We start from the raw sequence: 20,858 nt of genomic DNA on the forward strand, positions 1-20,858 counted from the left end.
TCGTTACTCGCGGTTAGCGCAGATCGTTATCTGTCAGCGCATTTCAGTAACCGGAGTTACGCCCAGAATACCAAGACCTGCGGAAATAACAATGGAAACGGCACGGGCAAGGGCAATTTTTGGCTGCGATGTAGCCGCATCATCCTGCAAAAAGCGCAGTTCCGGCACATCATTACCCCGGTTCCACAAACCGTGGAGCTCTCCGGCCAACTCATAGAGGTAGAACGCAATGCGATGCGGCTCATGAGTGCGGGCCGCGATTTCGACCAAACGCGGCCATTCAGCCAGCTTTCTGGCAACGGCCAGCTCGGCCTCGTGTGTGTTGCCCGACAGGTCCAGCGCGGCCAGTGTGGCATCATCGGCCTGAATGCTGGCCTCTGCCGCCTTGCGCAGCACCGAGCAGACCCGCGCATGGGCGTATTGCACATAGAAAACCGGATTATCTTTCGACTGTTCCGTGACCTTGTCAAAATCGAAATCCAGCGGTGCGTCATTCTTACGTGTTAGCATCACGAACCGTGTCACATCCGGCCCAACCTGATCGACCACATCGCGCAAGGTCACGAACGTACCCGCCCGTTTCGACATCTTGAACGGTTCGCCATTCTTGAACAGTCGCACAAGCTGGCACAGCTTGATGTCAACGGGCACCCTGCCGTCAGACAAGGCCGAAACCGCCGCTTTCATCCGTTTGACATAGCCCCCATGGTCAGAGCCGAACACGTCGATCAAAGCGTCAAAGCCCCGTTCGATCTTGTCATAATGGTAAGCGATATCGGGGGCGAAATAGGTCCAACCCCCGTCTGACTTCTTCACCGGCCGGTCCACGTCATCGCCGTGATCCGTTGATTTGAACAGGGTCTGTTTGCGCGGTTCCCAATCTTCGGGCTTCTTGCCTTTAGGCGGCTCCAGCACGCCTTCATAGATCAGGCCTTTGTCATCAAGCGCCTTCAACGCAGCCTCGATCTGACCCGTGCCATAAAGCGATTTTTCGCTATAGAAGACATCCATCTCGACGCCCAATGCCGCCAGATCTTCGCGGATCAGGGTCATCATGGCATCGGTGGCGAAATCGCGCACGTCTTCCAGCCAAAACTGCTCACCCTTATCGACGAATGCGTCGCCGACTTTGGCCTTCAGTGCTTCGCCCACTGCAATCAGATAATCGCCGGGATATGTTCCATCCTCGAACGCAACCTCTTGGCCATGGGCTTCGAGATATCGCAAATAAGCGGACCGCGCCAAAACATCGACCTGCGCGCCCCCATCGTTGATGTAGTATTCGCGCGTGACATCGTAGCCCGCATAAGACAGCAGGCTGGCCAGTGCATCCCCGAACACAGCGCCACGCGTATGGCCTACGTGCAAAGGCCCCGTCGGGTTGGCACTGACATATTCGACATTAATCTTAGCCCCTGCCCCCATGCCAGAGCGGCCAAAGGCAACGCCATCTTCAAGTGCTGCTTTCACGACACCTTGCCAAACACCTGCGTCCAACCGCAGGTTCAAAAAGCCCGGCCCCGCCACTTCGGCAAATGTAATGCGCGTGTCAGCCATCAGATGTGCGGCCAGCGCGTCGGCAATGTCGCGTGGTTTCATGCCCGCGGGTTTGGCAAGCACCATGGCCGCATTCGTCGCCATATCGCCATGGGCCGCATCGCGCGGCGGCTCCACCGCCACATTGGTGAAATCCAGCCCTTCGGGTAAAACACCCTCAGCCACCATCGCATCCAGGGACGCGATGACCAATGCACGAATATCTGTAAACAGGTTCATCTCACTCACCTCTGATCTGCGCGCGGTTTAACACGCACATCCCGCAGGTCTACCCCCATCCTTTATCTCCAAAGGCGTGGACCGTCGCAGATGTGTGACTTCACATGATCCGATAGACTAGGGTTTTAAACACCTTCCGTCATACAAAGCTGACCTAAAGGTCGATCATTTCTGACTTAAGGCCCGGTGTGCGGAGAGGCTGCCATTGTAATCGGCTATAAGATCCCAAGGCTTCACGATACAGTATCGCTAAAGCATGGTAAGCTGTTTTGCGTGCAGTAGCGCTCGATTTCGGCGACAATTCCTTTGGGACTATCGTCGGCACCTTCTTCAGGCCAGTACAGTAAATCACTACTTGCTGGGTGCGGAACTAGTTCGATAAAGTGATCGACCCATAAGTCATTGTTTCCCGGTTCTAATACACGACTGATATCATCCACGAATTTTAAGAATTCAGCCCGAGTAAAATCGGCCAGGCTTTTCTTTTTCATCGCTTCGTGCATGTCTTCGTTTCCTAACTGGTGTTATCGAATTTGTTTACGCAGCTATCGCCTCAGTTTACATAACTTCCCGGCAATGATCCAGATTGGTGTGAGCGCCGTTGTCGTTTCAAAGCCAGGTTGTCAGTGTCGACTGTGGGCTCCAAGCCGCCATTTGCCCAACTGACACCATGACATGATTGCGCAGTTTTCGACGTGACAGTCAAAGTTATCTGAAGTTCAACACGAAGGGTTGAGAAGACACCGCAGGATCACACAACCGCACGTCCGGTCAGGCGCTCATGTTCCTGCAAGGCGAACCGATCCGTCATCCCGGCAATATAATCGGCCACAATCCGCGCCAAAGCCACTTCACCTTCGGCCGCCTGCACATCCTTACGCCATTGTTTGGGCAGCAGTTCAGGCTCTTCCATAAACAGAGGAAACAGCTCGTTGATTACCTTTGTCACTTTCTCTCGCATTTCGACCACGGCAGCGGCGCGATACATACGGATAAACAGAAATTCCCGGATCACCTTCAAATCAGCCCAAATCTGGGGCGAAAACTGTACCATGGATTGTCCCGCGTGCCGGATATCCGACACCGTCTGCGGGGCCAAATCTGCCAGCCGTCCCTGCGCGACTGTAATGACATCCTCGACCAACACCCCAAAAAACCGCCGCAACGCTTCGTGCCTGCGCCGATAGTAGTTCAGCCCCGGATATTTCCGATCCACCGCAGCAAAACACCCCGAGACCAGAGGCAATTCCGCCAACTCATCAGTCGAGAACAGCTCGGCCCGCAAACCATCGTGCAGATCGTGGTTATTATAGGCAATGTCATCGGCCAAAGCGGCCACCTGCGCCTCGGCACTGGCATAGGTCGAAAGCTCCAGATCGTGCCGTGTTGAGTATTCAGACAGTGCAAAAGGCAGATCACCTGTTACAGGTCCGTTATGCTTGGCAATCCCCTCAAGGCTTTCCCATGTCAGGTTCAGACCGTCCCATTCCGCATAGTGGCGTTCAAGCGAGGTCACGATTTTCAACGCCTGTGCATTATGATCGAACCCGCCATAGGGCATCATCAACGCGTTCAATGCGTCTTCGCCCGTATGCCCAAACGGCGTGTGCCCCAGATCATGAGCCAGCGCCACGGCCTCGGTCAGCTCTGCATTCAGCCCCAGCACGCCCGCCAGGGTCCGCGCCACCTGCGCAACCTCGATCGAATGGGTCAGGCGGGTGCGGAAGTAATCGCCCTCATGCTCGATAAAAACTTGTGTCTTATGTTTCAGCCGCCGAAAGGCGCTGGCATGGATGATGCGGTCGCGGTCGCGCTGAAAACAGGACCGGAAGGTGCTTTCCTCTTCCGGATAAAGCCGCCCGCGGCTGTCTTCAGGTCTACAGGCATAAGATGCCAGCATTGTCATATGTCCGTTCTTGTCCCTGTCTCATCCTCCACCTATATTAAACAGGCAACAGTTTCGAGACGGTATTGCCATGGACCTTGCCCTGCCCCCAAAAGTCACCGACCGCGCCTTCGCGCGTCTGGCCGAGATCGGTGCAAATGCTCAAGGTCACGCTTTGCGCGTGGCCGTGGAAGGCGGCGGTTGCTCTGGATTTCAGTATGAAATCAAGCTCGATGATGTGGCTGATGACGACCTGATCCTCGAGCAAAACGGCGAGAAAGTCGTCGTCGATGCGGTGTCCCTGCCCTTTTTGGAGAACGCAGTGATTGACTTTACCGAAGAGCTGATCGGCGCACGGTTTGTCATCGACAACCCTAACGCCACGTCGTCCTGCGGGTGTGGAACCAGCTTTTCGATGTAACCCTGCGTTGAAGCCCTAACAATTCAAGAGACGGCTTCAGTCGTACCGCCTTTGGTTTGCCACCTCAAATCCCCAGTCGTCGCGCGCCCCGAATTTCTGAAGTCGCCAGTCACATGCGCGGGCATGACCGTCCATGCCTTCAAGCCTGCTGAGGCGTGAACCGACAGATGACATGGTCGGGTCCGCATCTATTGCGATCTCTTGCCAGGTCAGGATTTTGAGGAATTTCATTACATTCAACCCGCCCGTGTACCGCGCGGCTTGCCGGGTCGGCAAAATATGATTTGTACCAGAACATTTATCGCCATGAGCCACGGTCGACCCCTCACCCAGAAAGAGCGAGCCATAGTTGCGGAGCCGGTCCCGCCACCAAGGCAAACCACGCGCCATAACCTGCAAATGCTCACACGCATAGCGATCAGAAATCTGCGCCATTTCCTCATTCGTGTCACATAGCACAATCTCGCCCACATCCTGCCAAGCCTGGAGTGCCACATCGCCCGTGGGCCAGTCATCCGCCAGCTTCGGGATGATCCGGGCGACGGTATCTGCCAGTTTGGGCGAAGTCGTAAACAGCCAGACGGGCGAGGTCGGGCCATGTTCCGCCTGGCTTAGCAGATCAATTGCCACGCTCATCGGATCGGCAGTGTCATCGGCGATGACCGCGCTTTCGGTAGGGCCCGCGATCACATCGATACCAACCTTCCCGAACAATTGCCGCTTTGCCTCCGCCACATAGGCGTTGCCGGGTCCGACCAGAATGTCGGCAGGCTGTGCGCCGAACAATCCCATCGCCATGGAGGCGACGGCCTGCACACCCCCCATCTCAAAGATCAGATCCGCACCGGCCAAATCCATTGCATAGACCACCGCAGGTTCAATCGCCCCGTTTCGCGGCGGAGAGGCTGCAACCACAAACGGCACACCGGCAGCACGTGCTGTCGTGATGCTCATCAACGCCGAGGCCACATGCGCATAGCGGCCACCGGGCACATAACAGCCTGCGCAATCTACCGAAACACAGCGTTGACCAAGGGTGACGCCGGGCTCGGTCTGAAGATCAAAGTCCTGCAAGCTGGCCCGTTGCGCATCGGCAAATCGCTTGATCTGCGTATGTGCAAAGCGGATATCGGCCTTGGCCTGATCCGGCACTTGATCAATCAACTGGGCTTTCTTGTCTGACGACAACACAAAAGGGTCAGTCCAGCTGTCCAGATCACGAGCGTAATCTGTCACCGCTGTTTCACCATGCGCGCGGATTTTGGTCAGCATCTGCTCGACCAAATCGCGCACGCGACTGTTTTCATCCTGCATGTCAATGCCGGGGGCTTTGATATGTTTCATGATGGCACCTCGTAACACTCTGTAAACAAAGCCATCGTTTAAACTCGGTCCGCGTGCAATGGCTTATGACACGCGATCCCGCCGTTTCAGAACCCCCGAAATCACCCTTCGGAAGATACGATAATCAGACTGAAGTTCAGCGCCTTAGAAATCCATGGCGGTGTATTTGGTGTCCATGTAATCTTCCAACCCCTGAGAGCCGCCTTCTTTACCAAGCCCGCTTTCTTTCACGCCGCCAAACGGCGCTTCAACGGTTGTAATCAGCCCTGAATTGATCCCGATCATACCGTATTGTAGCTGTTCATTCAGCCGCCAGACCCGCCCTAGATCACGCGTGTAGGCATAAGAACACAACCCGAAATCCGTATCATTGGCCATCGCAATCGCGTCTTTGTCGTGCTCGAACTTGAAGACGGGGGCAAGCGGGCCAAAAATCTCTTCCTTGGCAAACTTCATCGCCTGAGTGGCGCCCGTGACAATGGTCGGCTCAAAGAAACTTTGCCCATTGCCATGACGCCCGCCGCCCAGCGCAATCGTGCCGCCTTTGGATTTAGCGTCAGCGATGAACTCTTCGACTTTCTCAACAGCGTCCATATCAATCATCGGACCTTGCTCGACGTCTTCGTCCAAGCCGTTGCCGACCTTCATCTTGGCGACTTCGGTTTTCAGCTTCTCGACGAAAGCGTCATGGATACCGGCCTGCACATAAATCCGGTTGGCACAAACGCAGGTCTGCCCCGCATTGCGAAACTTCGAGACGATTGCCCCCTGGACGGCTTTGTCCAAATCTGCGTCGTCAAACACCAGAAACGGCGCGTTGCCGCCCAGCTCCATCGACACTTTCTTGACTGTGTCAGCGGATTGGCGGATCAACTCTTTGCCCACTTCGGTCGAGCCGGTGAAAGTCACTTTGCGCACACGCGCGTCTGCCATGATCGCACCACCGATGTCGCGCGCAGACCCGGTCAAAATATTGACCACCCCTTTTGGAAAACCCGCCTCTTCGCACAGCGCGCCCCATGCCAGCCCTGAATAGGGCGTTGCAGTTGCAGGTTTTGCAACAACCGTGCAGCCCACAGCCAAGGCAGGTCCGATCTTGCGCGCCAGCATCGAGGACGGAAAATTCCATGGGGTGATCATGCCCACCACGCCCACGGGATGTTTTGTCACGACTATGCGTCGGCCATTGCCCGGTGCAGGCACGATCTCGCCCTTGGCGCGGCGGGCTTCTTCGGCAAACCAGCGGATGTAGCCTGCGCCAATGGCAATCTCGCCCTTCGCCTCGAACAGGGGCTTGCCTTGCTCAACCGTTAGCAATTCGCCCAGCGTATCGCGGTTATCCATCAGCGCGTCATGCAGTTTCCACAACAAATCGAGCCGCTCCATCAAGGGCATCGTAGCAAAAGCCGGAAATGCGTCCGAGGCTGCGGTAATCGCGCGCTCAGTCTCTGCGGCACCGCAGGCGGGGACGGTCCCGATCACATCACCCGTGGCAGGGTTGGTGACGTCGATGGTTTTGCCACTGTCAGCGCCGGTCCACACGCCGGCAATCAGGTTGGTGTCTTTGAGGTATTTCGAATAGCTCATCTGCTTTCAATCCTTGGAAAACACAAACTGCGTGTGTTGATGATAGGTCTCGCCGGGGCGCAGCACGGGGCTGGGGAATCCCGGATGATTGATCGCATCGGGCCAGACTTGCGGCTCAAGCGCAACCCCTGCGTTTGCGCCATAGTGCCGCCCACCCAAGCCCGGAACCGCCACATCCATCTTGTAGCCATCATAAACCTGCATACCCGGCTCTGTCGTGTGAATACCCATCACAACGCCAGAGGCCGTTGAGCGTAAATGCCCCACCTTGCGCAATTCGCTCTTCGTATCAGACAGGCACAGATTGTGATCGATGAAGACATCATCCGCAATCGGGCGTTCCACCCTGAAATCATAGCGCGTGCCACCCACATCTTGCAGCTCGCCCGTTGGAATAAAATTCGCATCCACAACAGTCAGCCTGTTGGCATCAAGTTGCATCAGGTGGTCGCGCGTATCCGCGCTGCCATCCAAGTTCCAGTAGCTGTGATGGGCGAAGTTACACAATGTAGGCGCATCGGTTTCTGCGGTGATCTGCATATCGAATACACCACCGGGCAGACAGGCATATGTGACCTGCGCGACCATTTTGCCGGGAAACCCCATCTCGCCATCGGCAAGATCAAGGCGCAGGGTGACGCGGTCAGATTGAACGTCTTCCACAGCCCAGTTGCGATCTGCGCTGCCCAGACGTCCCCCGTGCAGCGAATGCGTGTCCTGAAAATTACGATCAGCCTGATAGGGTTGCCCATCAATGCTGAACCGTCCGAACCCGATCCGGTTTGCACAGCGCCCGACGACGGCCCCGAAATAACGGCCATCTGTCAGATAAGGCGCAAACTCTTCAAACCCCAGAACCAGAGGCGCGTCATGGCCCGCCAGCCGCAAATCCTGCAATACAGCCCCATAGCTGAGCACATGGGCCGTTAAACCGCCGCCCTCGATCCGGTGACGGTGCACCACTGTGCCGTCAAACATTTCACCAAAATTCAAATTATCCCCTCACAGCAAACAGGCGGCTGCCTTCTTACGGGCGTAAAATATGTAGCCGCGCCAAAGGCGCGACCTTTTGTTAACGAATTTGTTAACGGATGCGCAGTTCGCTCTGGCCGTCAAACAGCATTGCCCGCGCAGGGTCAAAATTCAGCCCGACAGTATCGCCAGCGCTGGAACGCAGATCGCCCCGCTCCTCCACGATGATCTTTTCGCCCGTGGACGAGATCAGATAGGCGTAAGACACACCGCCCAGCGCTTCCGTCATGTCCACCGTATGGGTGGTGCCGTTCGGGTCAACTGTCAGATGTTCTGGCCGCAGGCCGATGGTCACATCCATCCCGTCGCCCGGCATGTTCACAGGCACAGCAACGCTTGTCTGCAGGCCCGGTACATTGACCTTACCGCCTTCAATTTTGCCCGACAGGAAGTTCATCGCGGGTGAGCCGATGAATCCCGCCACGAATTTGTTATCCGGGTCGCGGTAAAGCTCCAGCGGGGCGCCGACCTGTTCAATGCGCCCAAGGCGCAGCACCACGATCTTGTCGGCCAGCGTCATCGCCTCTACCTGATCATGGGTCACATAGATCATCGTAGCACCGATTTCCTTGTGTAGCCGCGCAATCTCGACCCGCATTTCGACCCGCAATTCCGCATCAAGGTTTGACAGGGGTTCATCGAACAGGAACACCTCTGGACCACGCACAATCGCCCGCCCGATAGAAACACGTTGGCGTTGTCCGCCAGACAAGGCGGCCGGTTTACGCGCCAGATATTCGTCCAGCTTCAAAATGCGCGAAGCTTCGGCGACCTTCGTGTCGATCTCTGACTTAGGGTGGCCGTTCATCTTAAGGCCGAAGCCCATATTCTCTTTCACCGTCATGTGCGGGTAAAGCGCATAGGTCTGAAACACCATCGCCACGCCGCGCTCGGACGGGTCCATTCGGGTCACGTCACGCGCGCCGATACTGACGCTGCCTTCGGTAATCTCTTCAAGCCCGGCAATCATCCTGAGCAAAGTTGACTTGCCGCAACCGGACGGGCCCACGAAGACACAGAACTCTCCGTCAGCAATGTCCAGATCGACCCCATGCATAACCTGCACATCGCCGTAGCGCTTGATTACGTTCCGTATCGTCAGACCTGACATGTAAATATCCTCCCAGTCCCTTATGCGTGTTCTATTATTTCATCTGGAAAGCGCCAGCTTTCAGCACTTTCGGCAATGCTATTCACGGTTTGTTTGATCTGCGGCACCATTTTTTCCAGCGACTTGATCGAATGGCGCTCTGTTGTGCTTGTCAAAGACAGCCCTCCCATAACCCGCGCGCGTCGCGACAGAATTGGCAATGCCACGCAGATAATTCCAGGTTCATGTTCTTCATTGTCAAAAGCATAGCCAATTTGACGTATCTTGGTCAGTTCTGCGCGTAGTGCATTTTCCCCCGTCAGGGTATTGCATGTAAATTTATGGAAAGACTGCTGCGCGATAACGGTATCCTGATCGCCTTTCGATAGCCAGGCCAGCATCGCCTTGCCAACGCCGGTGCAATAGGCAGGCCCGATCTTGCCGGCTTGACTGTACATCTCGACAGGCTCCACCGCGTTGCATTTATCCACGTAGAGCACTTGCCCATTGTCAAGCTGCGCCAGATGAACAGTCTGCCCTGCATCCCGCGACAACTTTTCAACAAAAGGCCGTGCGATAGGCGCGAGCGAGCTTTGACGCCATGCCTGATGGGCCAGCCGAACCAGTCGGACCCCCAGCGAATATACCTGTCGCTCACGATCAAATGTAACCATGCCCTGCTTTGCAAGGGTCTGCAAAAGCCGGTAAAGTGTCGCCTTGGGATACTGGCTTGCTTCAAGCAGTTCCGAGAAACGGACGGGACGGCCAAATCCTGCCACTTGGTCAAGAACGCTAAGCGCCTTTCCCACAGTGCCAGATTGGTTTGACGTGTCCGTCATGAAATCCTCCCGAGGTTTCCCCTCCTCGGGAAACCTGTTGACAACCCTAACCGAGTCGCGGTTTAGTTTTCAATATGCAAAACTAAGTTTCGAATAATGGAACAACGCGCGCTTAAATCTAGGGAGGATTCCATGCGTTCCATACTTAAAGCGTCTACTGCGGCGCTTGGCCTGACGGCCATTCTTTCAACCGCTGCCTTTGCCGATGGTCACGAAAAACTGTCCGGCGATCTGAAAATATTCTCCGACATGTCGAACCCTGCGCCCCGCGCTGTGATGGAAGGCATGGTGGAGCGTTTCGGCGAATTGCACCCCGATCTGAATATCGAACTGACGGTCATCGACCGCGAAGCTTACAAGACCCAGATCCGCAACTTTCTGACGGCGAATACGCCAGATGTTGCCAACTGGTATGCTGCGAACCGGATGCGTCCTTATGTGGATGCTAACCTGTTCGAAGATATCTCCGATCTTTGGGACGATCAGATCAGCGAAGAACTGGCGTCAACCAAAGGTGCTATGACGCTTGATGGCAAGCAATGGGGCGTGCCCTACACCTACTACCAGTGGGGCGTGTACTATCGTAAAGACATCTACGAAGAGCTGGGCCTGGCAGAGCCTGCCACGTTCGATGAAGAGATCGCAAACTGCGCTAAGATCATCGAATCCGGCAAAAAGTGCTACACAATCGGCACGAAGTTCCTTTGGCCCGCTGGCGGCTGGTTCGACTATCTGAACATGCGTACCAATGGCTACGATTTCCACGCAGCCTTGCTGGCTGGTGAGAAGAAGTGGGACAGCGACGAAGTTCGCGCGACATTCGCAAACTGGCGCAAATTGCTGGATATGGGTGCGTTTATCGACAACCATACGTCCTATAGCTGGCAGGAATCGCTACCGTTTGTCGTCAGTGGTGACGCTGCCGCGATTCTGAAAGGCAACTTTGCCGTAGCACCTCTACGCGAAGCGGGTCTGACGGATGACCAACTGGATTTCTATCAGTTCCCCGCTATTGATGCGTCGATCCCATTGGCAGAAGACGCCCCGACGGATACGTTCCATATCCCGTCAGGTGCTGCCAACAAAGATGCCGCTAAGGCGTTTCTGAAGTTTGTGGTTTCGGCTGAAAACCAGACCATCATCAACAACGGCGAAAATCTGGGGCAGCTGCCTGTAAACGCGAATTCTTCCGTAGATGACGACAAGTTCCTCAAGGAAGGTTTCGAGATGCTGTCAAGCAACTCACCGGGTGGTGTTGCGCAGTTCTTCGACCGTGATGCACCAGCGGAAATGGCGAAGGTCGGCATGGAAGGCTTGCAAGAATTCATGGTTAAGCCAGATAATCTGGACGCGATCCTGACCCGTTTGGATAAAGCCGCCGAACGTATCTACAAATAAAATGTCGCGATAATACATGAACACTCCGTAGGGCGGGTGAAACGCACCTGCCCTACGGGTACACTGGCTTCAAAGCCCATCTGCAAACCGTTTGTCGGGTTTTCACATGCGCTTTGCCGCAGTTGACCAGAACTGACCATCACCATCCGGGGGTTCTTCTATGAGCACGACCGCGCTACCGCAGACCGAATATCAGGGGCCACAAAAATCCTGGTACAAGCGTAATGAGATCGCGGTCACGCCTTGGCTATTTTTGCTACCTGGCGTCCTCTTCTTTATGGTCTACGTCATCTTTCCGATCTTCCAGTCGATCAACATCTCTTTCTTCGAGTGGGACGGTCTGGGCGACGCAGAATATGTTGGCATGAGAAACTATGCCGAGCTATGGGATGACCCGGATTTCTTTACCTCGCTCAGAAATAACATTATTTGGCTTATCCTTTACCTTCTGGCCATCCCTGCGGGGCTTGGTATCGCGCTTCTGTTGAACCAGAAGGTTTTCGGCATCAGGCTTTATAAATCGCTGTTCTTCTTTCCCTTCGTGATTAGTCAGGTTGTTGTCGGTCTTGTCTTCACATGGTTCTACGATCCGACTTTCGGTCTGCTCAACCAGTTCATCGGCATCTTTGGTGCCGGGCCAATCAATGTGCTCGGTGATCCGAATTACGTGACCTATGGCATTATCGCGGCGGGCCTCTGGCCACAGACAGCCTATTGCATGATCCTGTATCTGACCGGGCTGAATGCCGTCGATCCGGAACAGATCGAAGCCGCGCGGCTGGACGGGGCAAAGGGCCACAAGATGCTCTGGTATGTGGTGATCCCACAGCTCAAACCCGCAACATTTATCGCCTTCGTGGTGACGATCATCGGCGCCCTTCGATCGTTTGATCTGATCTCGATCATGACCAATGGTGGCCCTTACGGCGAAAGCCGGGTGCTGTCCTTCTATATGTTCGAGGTTGCCCTGTCTGAATACGGCTTCCGCATGGGGTATGGCGCTGCGATTGCGGTGGTTCTGTTCCTGATCATGCTCTGCTTCATCGTCTATTTCCTCTACTCCATGTATTCCGAAGAGAAGGGGCGCTGAAATGTTTCCAACACCTATCGAAAAAACCTCACCGGCCTGGCAGACCACCTATAAGGTCATGCTGCCCATCATGCTGATCCTGTGGCTGCTGCCGCTGATCGCAGTGGCCGTCTTCTCGGTCAAACCGGACGCAGACTTCACCACAGGCAATTACTGGGGCTTTCCCTCTTCGTTTGAGATGTTTGCGAATTACGGCAAGGTGTTCTTTGAATCCGATATGCCGCGCTACATGATGAACTCGATCCTGATCACGGTGCCTACGATGATTGGTTGTATCATTCTGTCATCGATGACCGGCTTCGCGTTGGGTATCTACAAGTTCAAGGCGAATATCTGGGTGTTCTTCATGTTCGTGGCGGGTAACTTCGTCCCGTTCCAAATCCTTATGGTCCCTGTGCGTGATCTGACGCTTGATATGGGGCTCTATAACACGATCCCCGGCCTTGTGCTGTTCCATATCGCGTTCCAAACCGGGTTCTGCACGCTGTTCATGCGGAACTTCATCCGGGCTCTACCGTTTGAGTTGATCGAGGCTGCACGCGTCGAAGGTGTTGCTGAATGGCGTATCTTCTGGTTTGTCGTGCTCCCTTTGATGAAACCCGCCCTCGCCGCGTTGGCCGTACTTATCTTTACCTTCATCTGGAACGATTTTTTCTGGGCCGTTGTGCTGACCCAGGGCGTTGAAAGCCAGCCCGTGACCGCAGGCATTACCAGCTTTAACGCGCAGTTCCGTGCGGCCTATCATTTGATGAGCGCAGGCTCAATTGTCGCTGCATTGCCTCCTGTGGCGATGTTCTTTCTGATGCAAAAGCATTTCATTGCCGGTTTAACATTAGGCGCTGTGAAATAACTCACGGAGAACATTATGGAATCCCGGTTCACAATGGGTGGCGAAGATAAAGCCAGCCCGGTCTTGATGCTTGATCAAAAGAGCGTTGAAACTGCTGATCAGCCTGAAGAGCTTCTGCAATGCTACAGGCTAGATGATGGGCGTCAGACATTGGTTCTTGCGGCCCGCAGGGCACGATTGCCAGAAGTCGTGTATTGGGGCGCGCCCCTGCCCCCGAACGAAGATCTGGGCGCGCTTGCGGCCGCGCACAGATTAGACGTGACGGGCGGGATGCTGGATGAAAACCCTGATCTCAGCATCTGCCCCGAGGCCGTGCGCACTTTCCCCGGCCAGCCCGGCTTGATCCTGCGTGACACGGACGGCACGCCCTTACTGCCAAAATTCTGCTTCGACAGGGCCGAACAAAGCGACACCACGCTGGTGCTGCATTACGATGATACGGACAATATGCTGCACTACACTGCGCATTTTGAGACGGACAGCCACACCCGCATCATCACCACCCGCGCAGTGCTGGAGGCAGATCGCCCTGTCCACTTGCACTGGCTGGCAGCGCCCGTGCTACCTGCCCCGCAACTGTCTGACGAAATGATTGATGTGCATGGTCGCTGGTGCGGGGAATTCCAACTTGCCAGCACACCTTGGTCTGCCGGAATGCGCTACCGCGAAAACCGCACCGGCCGGACTGGCCACGAACATTTCCCCGGTCTGATCGTGCCTTGCAAAGGCGCGACCAACACACAAGGGCAGGCCTATGCTTTCCACTATGGCTGGTCCGGTGGTCACAAGATGATCGCCGAAGAGCTGCCCGATGGCCGACGCCAGATACAGTTTGGTCATGCGGCGCGGATGGAAACATCGCCCGCGACACGGTTCGAAACCTCGCCGCTTTATGTGACCTTCTCGGTCGATGGACTAAACGGATGCGCCGTTGCCTTCCAGCGCCACTTGCGTGACCGCATTGTGCAATTCCCAAACCCGGCACGCCCGCGTCCGGTCCATTACAATTGTTGGGAAGCCGTCTATTTTGACCATAAACTGCCAATCCTCAAGGACATCGCTGACCGGGCGGCCGATTTGGGGGCAGAGCGTTTTGTGCTGGATGACGGCTGGTTTGGGCAGCGCGATGATGACACGACCTCCCTGTCTGATTGGGAGGTGGACCCACGCAAATATCCCGATGGTCTGGACCCGCTGATCGACCATGTCCACGACCTTGGCATGAGCTTCGGTATCTGGTTCGAGCCCGAGATGATCAACCCGGAATCCAACCTCTATCGCGCTCATCCCGACTGGGCGCTGGGCTCAGAGGATCAGACATTGGGCCGCCAACAAAAAGCGCTTAACATGGCGCTTCCCGAGGTCCGCGACTTTATCTATGAACGCATGTCTGCTGTCCTGTCAGCCCATGACATCGATTATATCAAATGGGATCATAACAGGGTTTTGCCCGCCCCTGACGCCGCACAGACCCGCGGGTCTTATGCGTTGATTGACCGACTACGGACCACCTTCCCTAAGGTCGAGATTGAAAGCTGCGCGTCAGGGGGTGGGCGGATCGACTTTGGTATCCTCAGCCGCACGCAACGGATCTGGCTGTCTGATTCAAACGATGCGCTGGAACGGCTCAAGATGCAGCACAACGCCGCGCTGTTTCTGCCTGCGGCTATAACCGGTTCGCATGTGGGACCCCGGCGCTGCCATACCTCTGGCCGAACACTTGATATATCATTCCGCGCCTGGGTCGCTGCCCAACGCCATATGGGGTTCGAGATGGATCCGCGCGAACTGACACTAGAAGAGGAAACGGTGCTGCGCGAAGTCACAAGTTGGTGGAAATATAACCGCACCTGGATGTTGCGCGCCGATATCCTGCGGCTTGATAGTGCTGATCCCGCTGTGATTGCCGAGCAACAGATGGCAGAGGATGGCACCAAGTTCGTCACCTTTGTTGGTAAGGCCACGACCAGCGCGCAAATCGCGCCCCGTCCACTGCGGCTCACCCGCCTTGATCCAAGTGCGACCTACCGCATTACCCTGATCAACCGTGCAAATGCGTCCGGACTATCGCGTGGAACCCCGGTCTTGAAAGAGAACCCAGTGGACCTGTCCGGTGCCTACCTGATGAATCATGGCCTCACCCTGCCATGGTCTTTCCCCGAAACCATGTGGGTTCTTGAAGGGCAAAAGATATGAAAGCGCGCGCACAAGCTAACCATGACAAAAATCCGATATTCTTGCGGGGACAGACATGACCAAAACCGCCACCTTCCACGACCTTGACGGTGCCTCTGTGTTCATCACAGGTGGTGGCTCCGGCATTGGCGCATCATTGACAGATGGGTTTCTTGAGCAAGGTGCGAAAGTCGCTTTCATCGGTCGCTCCGACGCATCAGAATTCGTGGCCGAGATGGAAAAGAAGCATGGGCGAAAACCCTTGTTCATTCAGGGCGACATCACCGACACACAAGCGCTGCGTGCCGCGATAGAGGCCTCTGCCAAAGCGCATGGTCCCATCACCTGCCTTGTGAACAATGCGGCCAATGATAAGCGCCACACGACCGAAGACGTGGACAGCGAATTCTGGGACTGGATGATTGCCGTAAACCTGAAAGCCTATTTCTTTGCCTGTCAGGCCGTCATTCCGATGATGAAACAGGCAGGCTTCGGCTCGATCATTAACTTTAGTTCGATCAGCTACATGATGGGCAATGCGGGATACCCGATCTACACGACATCTAATTCCGGCATCAACGGCATGACGCGTTCGCTGGCCCGCGAATTTGGCCCCGACCGCATTCGCGTCAACGCACTGGCCCCTGGCTGGGTCTTGACGCAAAAGCAAAAGGACATGTGGGTCACAGAAGAAGGCCTGAACACACATCTGGAGCGTCAATGCCTGAAAGACACGCTCGACCCCGATGATATGATCAACGGTGTACTCTTTCTTGCCTCTAAAACTTCCAAAATGATGACAGGTCAAGCGCTTGTCATTGATGGTGGCGTGGTGACAACCGGGTGAGCGACGCTATTACATATGCCGACTGGATCGCGGTTGATTGGGGCACGACCAATCTGCGCGCATGGGCGATGCAATCAGATGGTCAGGCCTATGATCAGGCAACTTCCGACAAGGGCATGGCGGGACTGACGCAAGACCAGTTTGAGCCCACACTTTTGGCCCTTATCGAGCCGTGGCTTGGCAAACCTGAAACACCAATCATTGCCTGTGGCATGGTAGGGTCACGTCAAGGATGGGCAGAGGCCCCTTACAACAGCGTCCCGACCAAGCCCCATGCTGTTTTGCATGAAGCACCTTGCGCGGACCAGCGCATCAAAATGTATATATTGCCAGGGCTTAAGCAAAACGACCCGCCGGATGTTATGCGCGGCGAAGAAACCCAGATTGCCGGATTTCTGGCCAGTGAACCGCAATTTGATGGCGTTATCTGCCTGCCCGGAACCCATGCCAAATGGGTCCATATCAGTGCAGGCGAGGTCGTGTCGTTCCAGACTTTTCTGACAGGCGAGATGTTCAACCTGCTCGCCAAGTCCTCGGTGCTACGCCATTCTGTGGGTGATGGAAGCGATTGGGACGAAGACGCCTTTGTCGAGGCCGTCAGTGATACCTTGTCAAAACCCGAAACCATGGCGGCCCGCCTGTTCCAGATCCGGGCAGGTGATCTGTTGCAGGGCGTATCTTGCGGTACATCACGCGCACGGTTGTCTGGCGCGCTTTTGGGGGCTGAACTTGCCGCCACACGCCCTTACTGGCTGGGTCAGAACATAGCGCTGGTGGGCGCCCCTAAACTCAACGCAATCTATGCTGCTGCCTTGCAAGCGCAGGGCCTGACCCTGACCCAGCATGATGGCGACCCGATGACCCTGAAAGGGCTGACCGCTGCTTATAAGGACTTGATATCATGAGCCGAAACCTCATCGCCATCTTGCGCGGCATTACCCCTGACGAGGCCTTGCCCGTCTGTGAGGCCTTGATTGATGCAGGTATTACCAAGATCGAAGTTCCGATGAACTCCCCCTCACCGCTCGACAGTATCGGCGCGATGGCGCAACGCTTTGGCGACACTGCGCTGATTGGCGCGGGCACAGTGCTCAGCACTCAGGACGTTGCTGCAATCGCACAAACCGGCGGCAAACTGATCGTATCGCCCAACGCAGATACAGACGTCATCGTCGCGACTGTCAAGGCGGGTCTGCAAAGCTGGCCCGGCGTGCTTACACCAAGCGAATGTTTTGCGGCCCTGAAAGCCGGCGCGACTGGTTTGAAAGTCTTCCCGGCATTTCAGATGGGCATTGACGGTCTGAAAGCCGTGCGCGCTGTCATCCCTGCATCGGTTCAGATGTATATGGTGGGGGGCGTGGGCCCAGACGGCTTTGCCGACTGGAAAGCCGCAGGTGCAGATGGGTTTGGCATCGGCTCAGCGCTCTATAAACCCGGCCGCTCTGCCGCCGAGATCACACCCATTGCCCGCGATATGGTCGCCGCTTATGACGAGGCCTTCGTATGACATGGCGCGTTCTTGATCAGCGCAAATGCCTTCTGGGGGAAGGGTTGCTTTGGCACCCTTTACGCAAGCAGCTGTATTGGTTCGATATTATCGGCTGCAAGTTGATGTGTGATGACGGGGCTGAATGGGCGTTTGATGAACATGTCTCTGCCGCAGGTTGGCTTGACGAAGACAGCCTTCTTATTGCCAGTGAGACCGCGCTATTTCAGTTCAATACCGAGACAGGGGCGCGCATGGATGTCATGCCATTAGAGGCAGATATGCCCCTGACCCGATCGAATGATGGGCGCGCAGACCCGTTTGGCGGGTTCTGGATCGGCACCATGGGCAAACGCGCCGAGCCCGGCCTTGGGGCGATCTACCGCTACTATCGCGGTGAGCTGCGCAAGCTATTCAGCCCCATAACGATCAGCAACTCGATCTGCTTTGCCCCGGACCGCAGCTGCGCCTACTATACCGATACGGCCAGCAAGAAAATGATGCGTGTTACGCTGGATAATGCAGGCTGGCCTAATGCAGAGCCTGAGGTTTTCATTGACTGTACGAACGAGGCGTTTGGCATTGATGGCTCAATCACCGCCGCTGACGGATCTGTGCTGAACGCCCAATGGGGTGCGTTCCGCGTGGCGCGATATGATAGCGAAGGCACATTGCTTCAGACCTACGCATTTCCGGCAAACGAGATTTCCTGCCCTGCGTTGGGTGGTGCGGACCTGACCACACTTTTTGCGACCTCAGCGCAACAGGATATGACGGACGAACAGCTTGCGGCAGAGCCACAGGCCGGAATGACCTTTGCCACGGACACCGATGTGAAAGGCATACCTGAGCCACAGGTGATCTTGTGAAGCGCACCCTTGGGGTCTGTTACTACCCGGAACATTGGCCGGAAGGCCAATGGACCGAAGACGCTGCCCTCATGGTGAAGACGGGCTTAAGCTGGGTGCGCATTGGTGAATTCGCGTGGTCGCGGCTGGAACCTGCACCGGACAATCTGCAACTCGACTGGCTTGACCGGGCGATCGATGTTTTGGGCAGTGCCGGGTTAAAGGTGATCCTTGGCACACCCACCGCGACACCGCCGCGCTGGATGGCAGACAAGCACCCGGATATGTTCGCACTGGATGAAGAAGGCCGCATGCGTGGTTTTGGCTCGCGCCGTCATTATTGCTTCAGCCATGAGGGCTATCTTTCTGAAAGCCGTCGGATCACTGAAATACTTGCCAAGCGTTATGGGGCAAACCCCCATATCGCGGCATGGCAAACCGATAATGAATATGGCTGCCATGACACGACACTGTCCTATTCCGACGCCGCAAAACACGCGTTCCGCGACTGGCTTGCGCAGAAATATCAATCGCCTGACGCGCTCAATCGCGCTTGGGGAAATGTATTCTGGTCGATGGAATATGACAGCTTCGATCAGATCGACCTGCCCAACCTGACCGTGACAGAACCCAACCCGTCCCACGCGCTGGCGTTTCGGCGGTTTTCCTCGGATCAGGTGGTTCGGTTCAACCGTGAACAGGCCGCGATAATTCGTGCCCATACGGATGCTCCGATCATCCATAACTATATGGGCCGGATCACCGATTTCGACCATTTCGACGTGGGCGCTGATCTCGACATCGCCTCTTGGGACAGCTACCCGCTGGGCTTTCTTGAGGACCGTATGGAAGACGGCCCCCAACACAAACGCGCCTATGCTCAACAGGGCGATCCGGATTTTCAGGCCTTCCACCACGATCTTTACCGCACTGTCGGGCGTGGCCGCTGGTGGATCATGGAACAACAGCCCGGCCCTGTGAATTGGGCCCCGGTCAACCCCGCCCCTTTGCCCGGCATGTGTCGCCTTTGGGCGTGGGAGGCCTTCGCCCATGGTGCGGAAACGGTCTGCTACTTTCGCTGGCGACAGGCCCCGTTCGCGCAGGAACAGATGCATGCCGGATTGCTAAGGCCCGACAGCGCGCCAGCGCCGGCCTTGGCGGAAGCTGCCCAAGTCGCACAGGAAATTGCGCAGATACCCGATGTCAGCACCGCAAAAGCAAAGGTCGCGCTGATCTTCGACTATGCCTCTGCCTGGGCGTGGGATGTCCAGCCGCAAGGGCGGAGTTTCGACTATTTCCGACTGGTCTTTGAGGTCTATCGGGGCTTACGCAAGCTGGGTCTTGATATTGATATCCTTCCACCCGACACGCGCGATCTGTCGGACTATAAGCTTGTGCTCGCATCGGGTCTGCTGACCCTGCCCGAGCCATTGCAAAAAGCACTGCAAAGCTTCAAAGGCGTCGCGTTGATCGGGCCGCGCAGCAACTCCAAAACGGCGGAGCTTACGATCCCTACCCCGCTGCCCCCCAACCTGCCGGGGCTGGAGGCCACCGTGACCCATGTGGAAACCTTCCGCGAAGATATGCCCCGCGCTGTGGCCAAGGGCGGCACGATCAGACATTGGTTTGAGCATATCGAGACGACCGCCCAGATTCTGGAACAGACGGCAGAAGGTGAGCCGCTTTTGATCGGCGCAGGCCCCTTGCGCTACGTGGCCGGTTGGCTGGAAGAAACAGCGCTGGCCCGCATTCTGCAAATCACTTGTGCCGAGCTGGGCCTTGAGACAATCCCCCTGCCCGATGGTCTGCGCCTGCGACGCACGGCAACCCACCGCTTCGCCTTCAACTACAGTGCCGCACCGGTTGCGTTTGATGGAAAAACACTGGAGCCCACCGAAGTTTACTGGACAGAATTGTCATAGGGGAGCAGGTCAGAATTATTCATTTCCCAACTGCGGATTTTTTCATCGCTTGCCGCTCGAACAAAGAAGAATTGGCTTGTCATCTCAGAAAACTTGACGTCGCCGCAGTGGGGGCAAGCGACCTCTTTCCTTTCTTTGCCACCTGGCACAGCCGGCCCCATGCGCGCCCACGAATATAGGCCGTTACACTGATCGCATTGGTCAACACTCATTCATTAACCCCTTTCCGGGGAGTCATTTTGTCCACCGTTTTTCAATCTGTTTAGAA

Annotated in this window: 18 protein-coding genes; 10 read left to right on the plus strand and 8 right to left on the minus strand. The window is 55.9% G+C overall.

Features of this window, described 5'->3' with window-relative positions:
- Window positions 1–33: 33 nt before the first annotated feature.
- The 3 genes from argS to ACZ1HF_RS06995 form a co-directional block, all read right to left on the minus strand.
- On the minus strand, window positions 34–1,776 hold the full coding sequence (argS, locus tag ACZ1HF_RS06985; protein WP_472656816.1) for an arginine--tRNA ligase: 1,743 nt from the start codon (window positions 1,774–1,776) through the stop codon (window positions 34–36).
- A gap of 233 nt (window positions 1,777–2,009) precedes the next feature.
- Entirely contained in the window at window positions 2,010–2,279 is a 270-nt protein-coding gene (locus ACZ1HF_RS06990) for a bacteriocin immunity protein (protein WP_472656817.1), read from the minus strand.
- Between the two features lie 248 nt (window positions 2,280–2,527).
- Window positions 2,528–3,676, minus strand: a complete 1,149-nt coding sequence (locus ACZ1HF_RS06995; protein WP_472658999.1) for a deoxyguanosinetriphosphate triphosphohydrolase — start codon at window positions 3,674–3,676, stop codon at window positions 2,528–2,530.
- A gap of 76 nt (window positions 3,677–3,752) precedes the next feature.
- Between ACZ1HF_RS06995 and ACZ1HF_RS07000 the strand changes: the two genes are divergently transcribed.
- Window positions 3,753–4,082: a HesB/IscA family protein gene (locus ACZ1HF_RS07000; protein WP_472656818.1), complete on the plus strand. Its 330-nt coding sequence runs from the start codon at window positions 3,753–3,755 to the stop codon at window positions 4,080–4,082.
- Between the two features lie 36 nt (window positions 4,083–4,118).
- On the opposite strand, the gene hisD is transcribed toward ACZ1HF_RS07000, so the two are convergent.
- The 5 genes from hisD to ACZ1HF_RS07025 all read right to left on the minus strand — a co-directional run bounded on the left by hisD (window position 4,119) and on the right by ACZ1HF_RS07025 (window position 9,974).
- Complete coding sequence (gene hisD, locus ACZ1HF_RS07005; RefSeq protein ID WP_472656819.1) at window positions 4,119–5,426, minus strand: histidinol dehydrogenase; 1,308 nt, start codon at window positions 5,424–5,426, stop codon at window positions 4,119–4,121.
- Between the two features lie 144 nt (window positions 5,427–5,570).
- Window positions 5,571–7,013, minus strand: a complete 1,443-nt coding sequence (locus ACZ1HF_RS07010; protein WP_472656820.1) for an NAD-dependent succinate-semialdehyde dehydrogenase — start codon at window positions 7,011–7,013, stop codon at window positions 5,571–5,573.
- Between the two features lie 6 nt (window positions 7,014–7,019).
- Complete coding sequence (locus ACZ1HF_RS07015; RefSeq protein ID WP_472656821.1) at window positions 7,020–8,006, minus strand: aldose epimerase family protein; 987 nt, start codon at window positions 8,004–8,006, stop codon at window positions 7,020–7,022.
- A 91-nt stretch (window positions 8,007–8,097) separates the two neighbouring features.
- A complete protein-coding gene (locus ACZ1HF_RS07020) occupies window positions 8,098–9,156 on the minus strand; it encodes an ABC transporter ATP-binding protein (RefSeq protein ID WP_472656822.1) in 1,059 nt (352 codons plus the stop codon).
- Between the two features lie 20 nt (window positions 9,157–9,176).
- Window positions 9,177–9,974, minus strand: coding sequence for an IclR family transcriptional regulator (locus tag ACZ1HF_RS07025; RefSeq protein ID WP_472656823.1), 798 nt, complete (start codon window positions 9,972–9,974; stop codon window positions 9,177–9,179).
- 132 nt (window positions 9,975–10,106) lie between these two features.
- Between ACZ1HF_RS07025 and ACZ1HF_RS07030 the strand changes: the two genes are divergently transcribed.
- The 9 genes from ACZ1HF_RS07030 (at window position 10,107) to ACZ1HF_RS07070 (ending at window position 20,590) form a co-directional block, all read left to right on the plus strand.
- Entirely contained in the window at window positions 10,107–11,372 is a 1,266-nt protein-coding gene (locus ACZ1HF_RS07030; RefSeq protein ID WP_472656824.1) for an ABC transporter substrate-binding protein, read from the plus strand.
- 160 nt (window positions 11,373–11,532) lie between these two features.
- Window positions 11,533–12,462 carry a carbohydrate ABC transporter permease gene (locus tag ACZ1HF_RS07035; RefSeq protein WP_472656825.1) on the plus strand — a complete coding sequence of 310 codons (930 nt, stop codon included), beginning with the start codon at window positions 11,533–11,535 and terminating at the stop codon, window positions 12,460–12,462.
- A 1-nt stretch (window position 12,463) separates the two neighbouring features.
- Window positions 12,464–13,312, plus strand: coding sequence for a carbohydrate ABC transporter permease (locus ACZ1HF_RS07040; RefSeq protein ID WP_472656826.1), 849 nt, complete (start codon window positions 12,464–12,466; stop codon window positions 13,310–13,312).
- Window positions 13,313–13,378: 66 nt separating this feature from the next.
- Window positions 13,379–15,508 (plus strand): alpha-galactosidase, encoded by a 2,130-nt coding sequence (locus ACZ1HF_RS07045; protein ID WP_472659000.1) that lies wholly within the window; start codon window positions 13,379–13,381, stop codon window positions 15,506–15,508.
- Between the two features lie 55 nt (window positions 15,509–15,563).
- A complete protein-coding gene (locus ACZ1HF_RS07050) occupies window positions 15,564–16,334 on the plus strand; it encodes an SDR family NAD(P)-dependent oxidoreductase (protein WP_472656827.1) in 771 nt (256 codons plus the stop codon).
- The gene (locus ACZ1HF_RS07055; RefSeq protein WP_472656828.1) at window positions 16,331–17,239 is read left to right on the plus strand and encodes a 2-dehydro-3-deoxygalactonokinase; all 909 of its coding nucleotides are present in this window, start codon (window positions 16,331–16,333) and stop codon (window positions 17,237–17,239) included. The genes ACZ1HF_RS07050 and ACZ1HF_RS07055 overlap by 4 nt, the downstream gene beginning before the upstream one ends.
- Complete coding sequence (locus ACZ1HF_RS07060; RefSeq protein WP_472656829.1) at window positions 17,236–17,841, plus strand: 2-dehydro-3-deoxy-6-phosphogalactonate aldolase; 606 nt, start codon at window positions 17,236–17,238, stop codon at window positions 17,839–17,841. Before ACZ1HF_RS07055 ends, ACZ1HF_RS07060 begins: the two co-directional genes overlap by 4 nt.
- Entirely contained in the window at window positions 17,838–18,689 is an 852-nt protein-coding gene (locus tag ACZ1HF_RS07065; RefSeq protein ID WP_472656830.1) for an SMP-30/gluconolactonase/LRE family protein, read from the plus strand. Before ACZ1HF_RS07060 ends, ACZ1HF_RS07065 begins: the two co-directional genes overlap by 4 nt.
- Window positions 18,686–20,590, plus strand: a complete 1,905-nt coding sequence (locus tag ACZ1HF_RS07070) for a beta-galactosidase (RefSeq protein WP_472656831.1) — start codon at window positions 18,686–18,688, stop codon at window positions 20,588–20,590. The genes ACZ1HF_RS07065 and ACZ1HF_RS07070 overlap by 4 nt, the downstream gene beginning before the upstream one ends.
- Window positions 20,591–20,858 lie beyond the last annotated feature (268 nt).

It is taken from the genome of Litoreibacter sp. GN1-5, assembly GCF_055693805.1.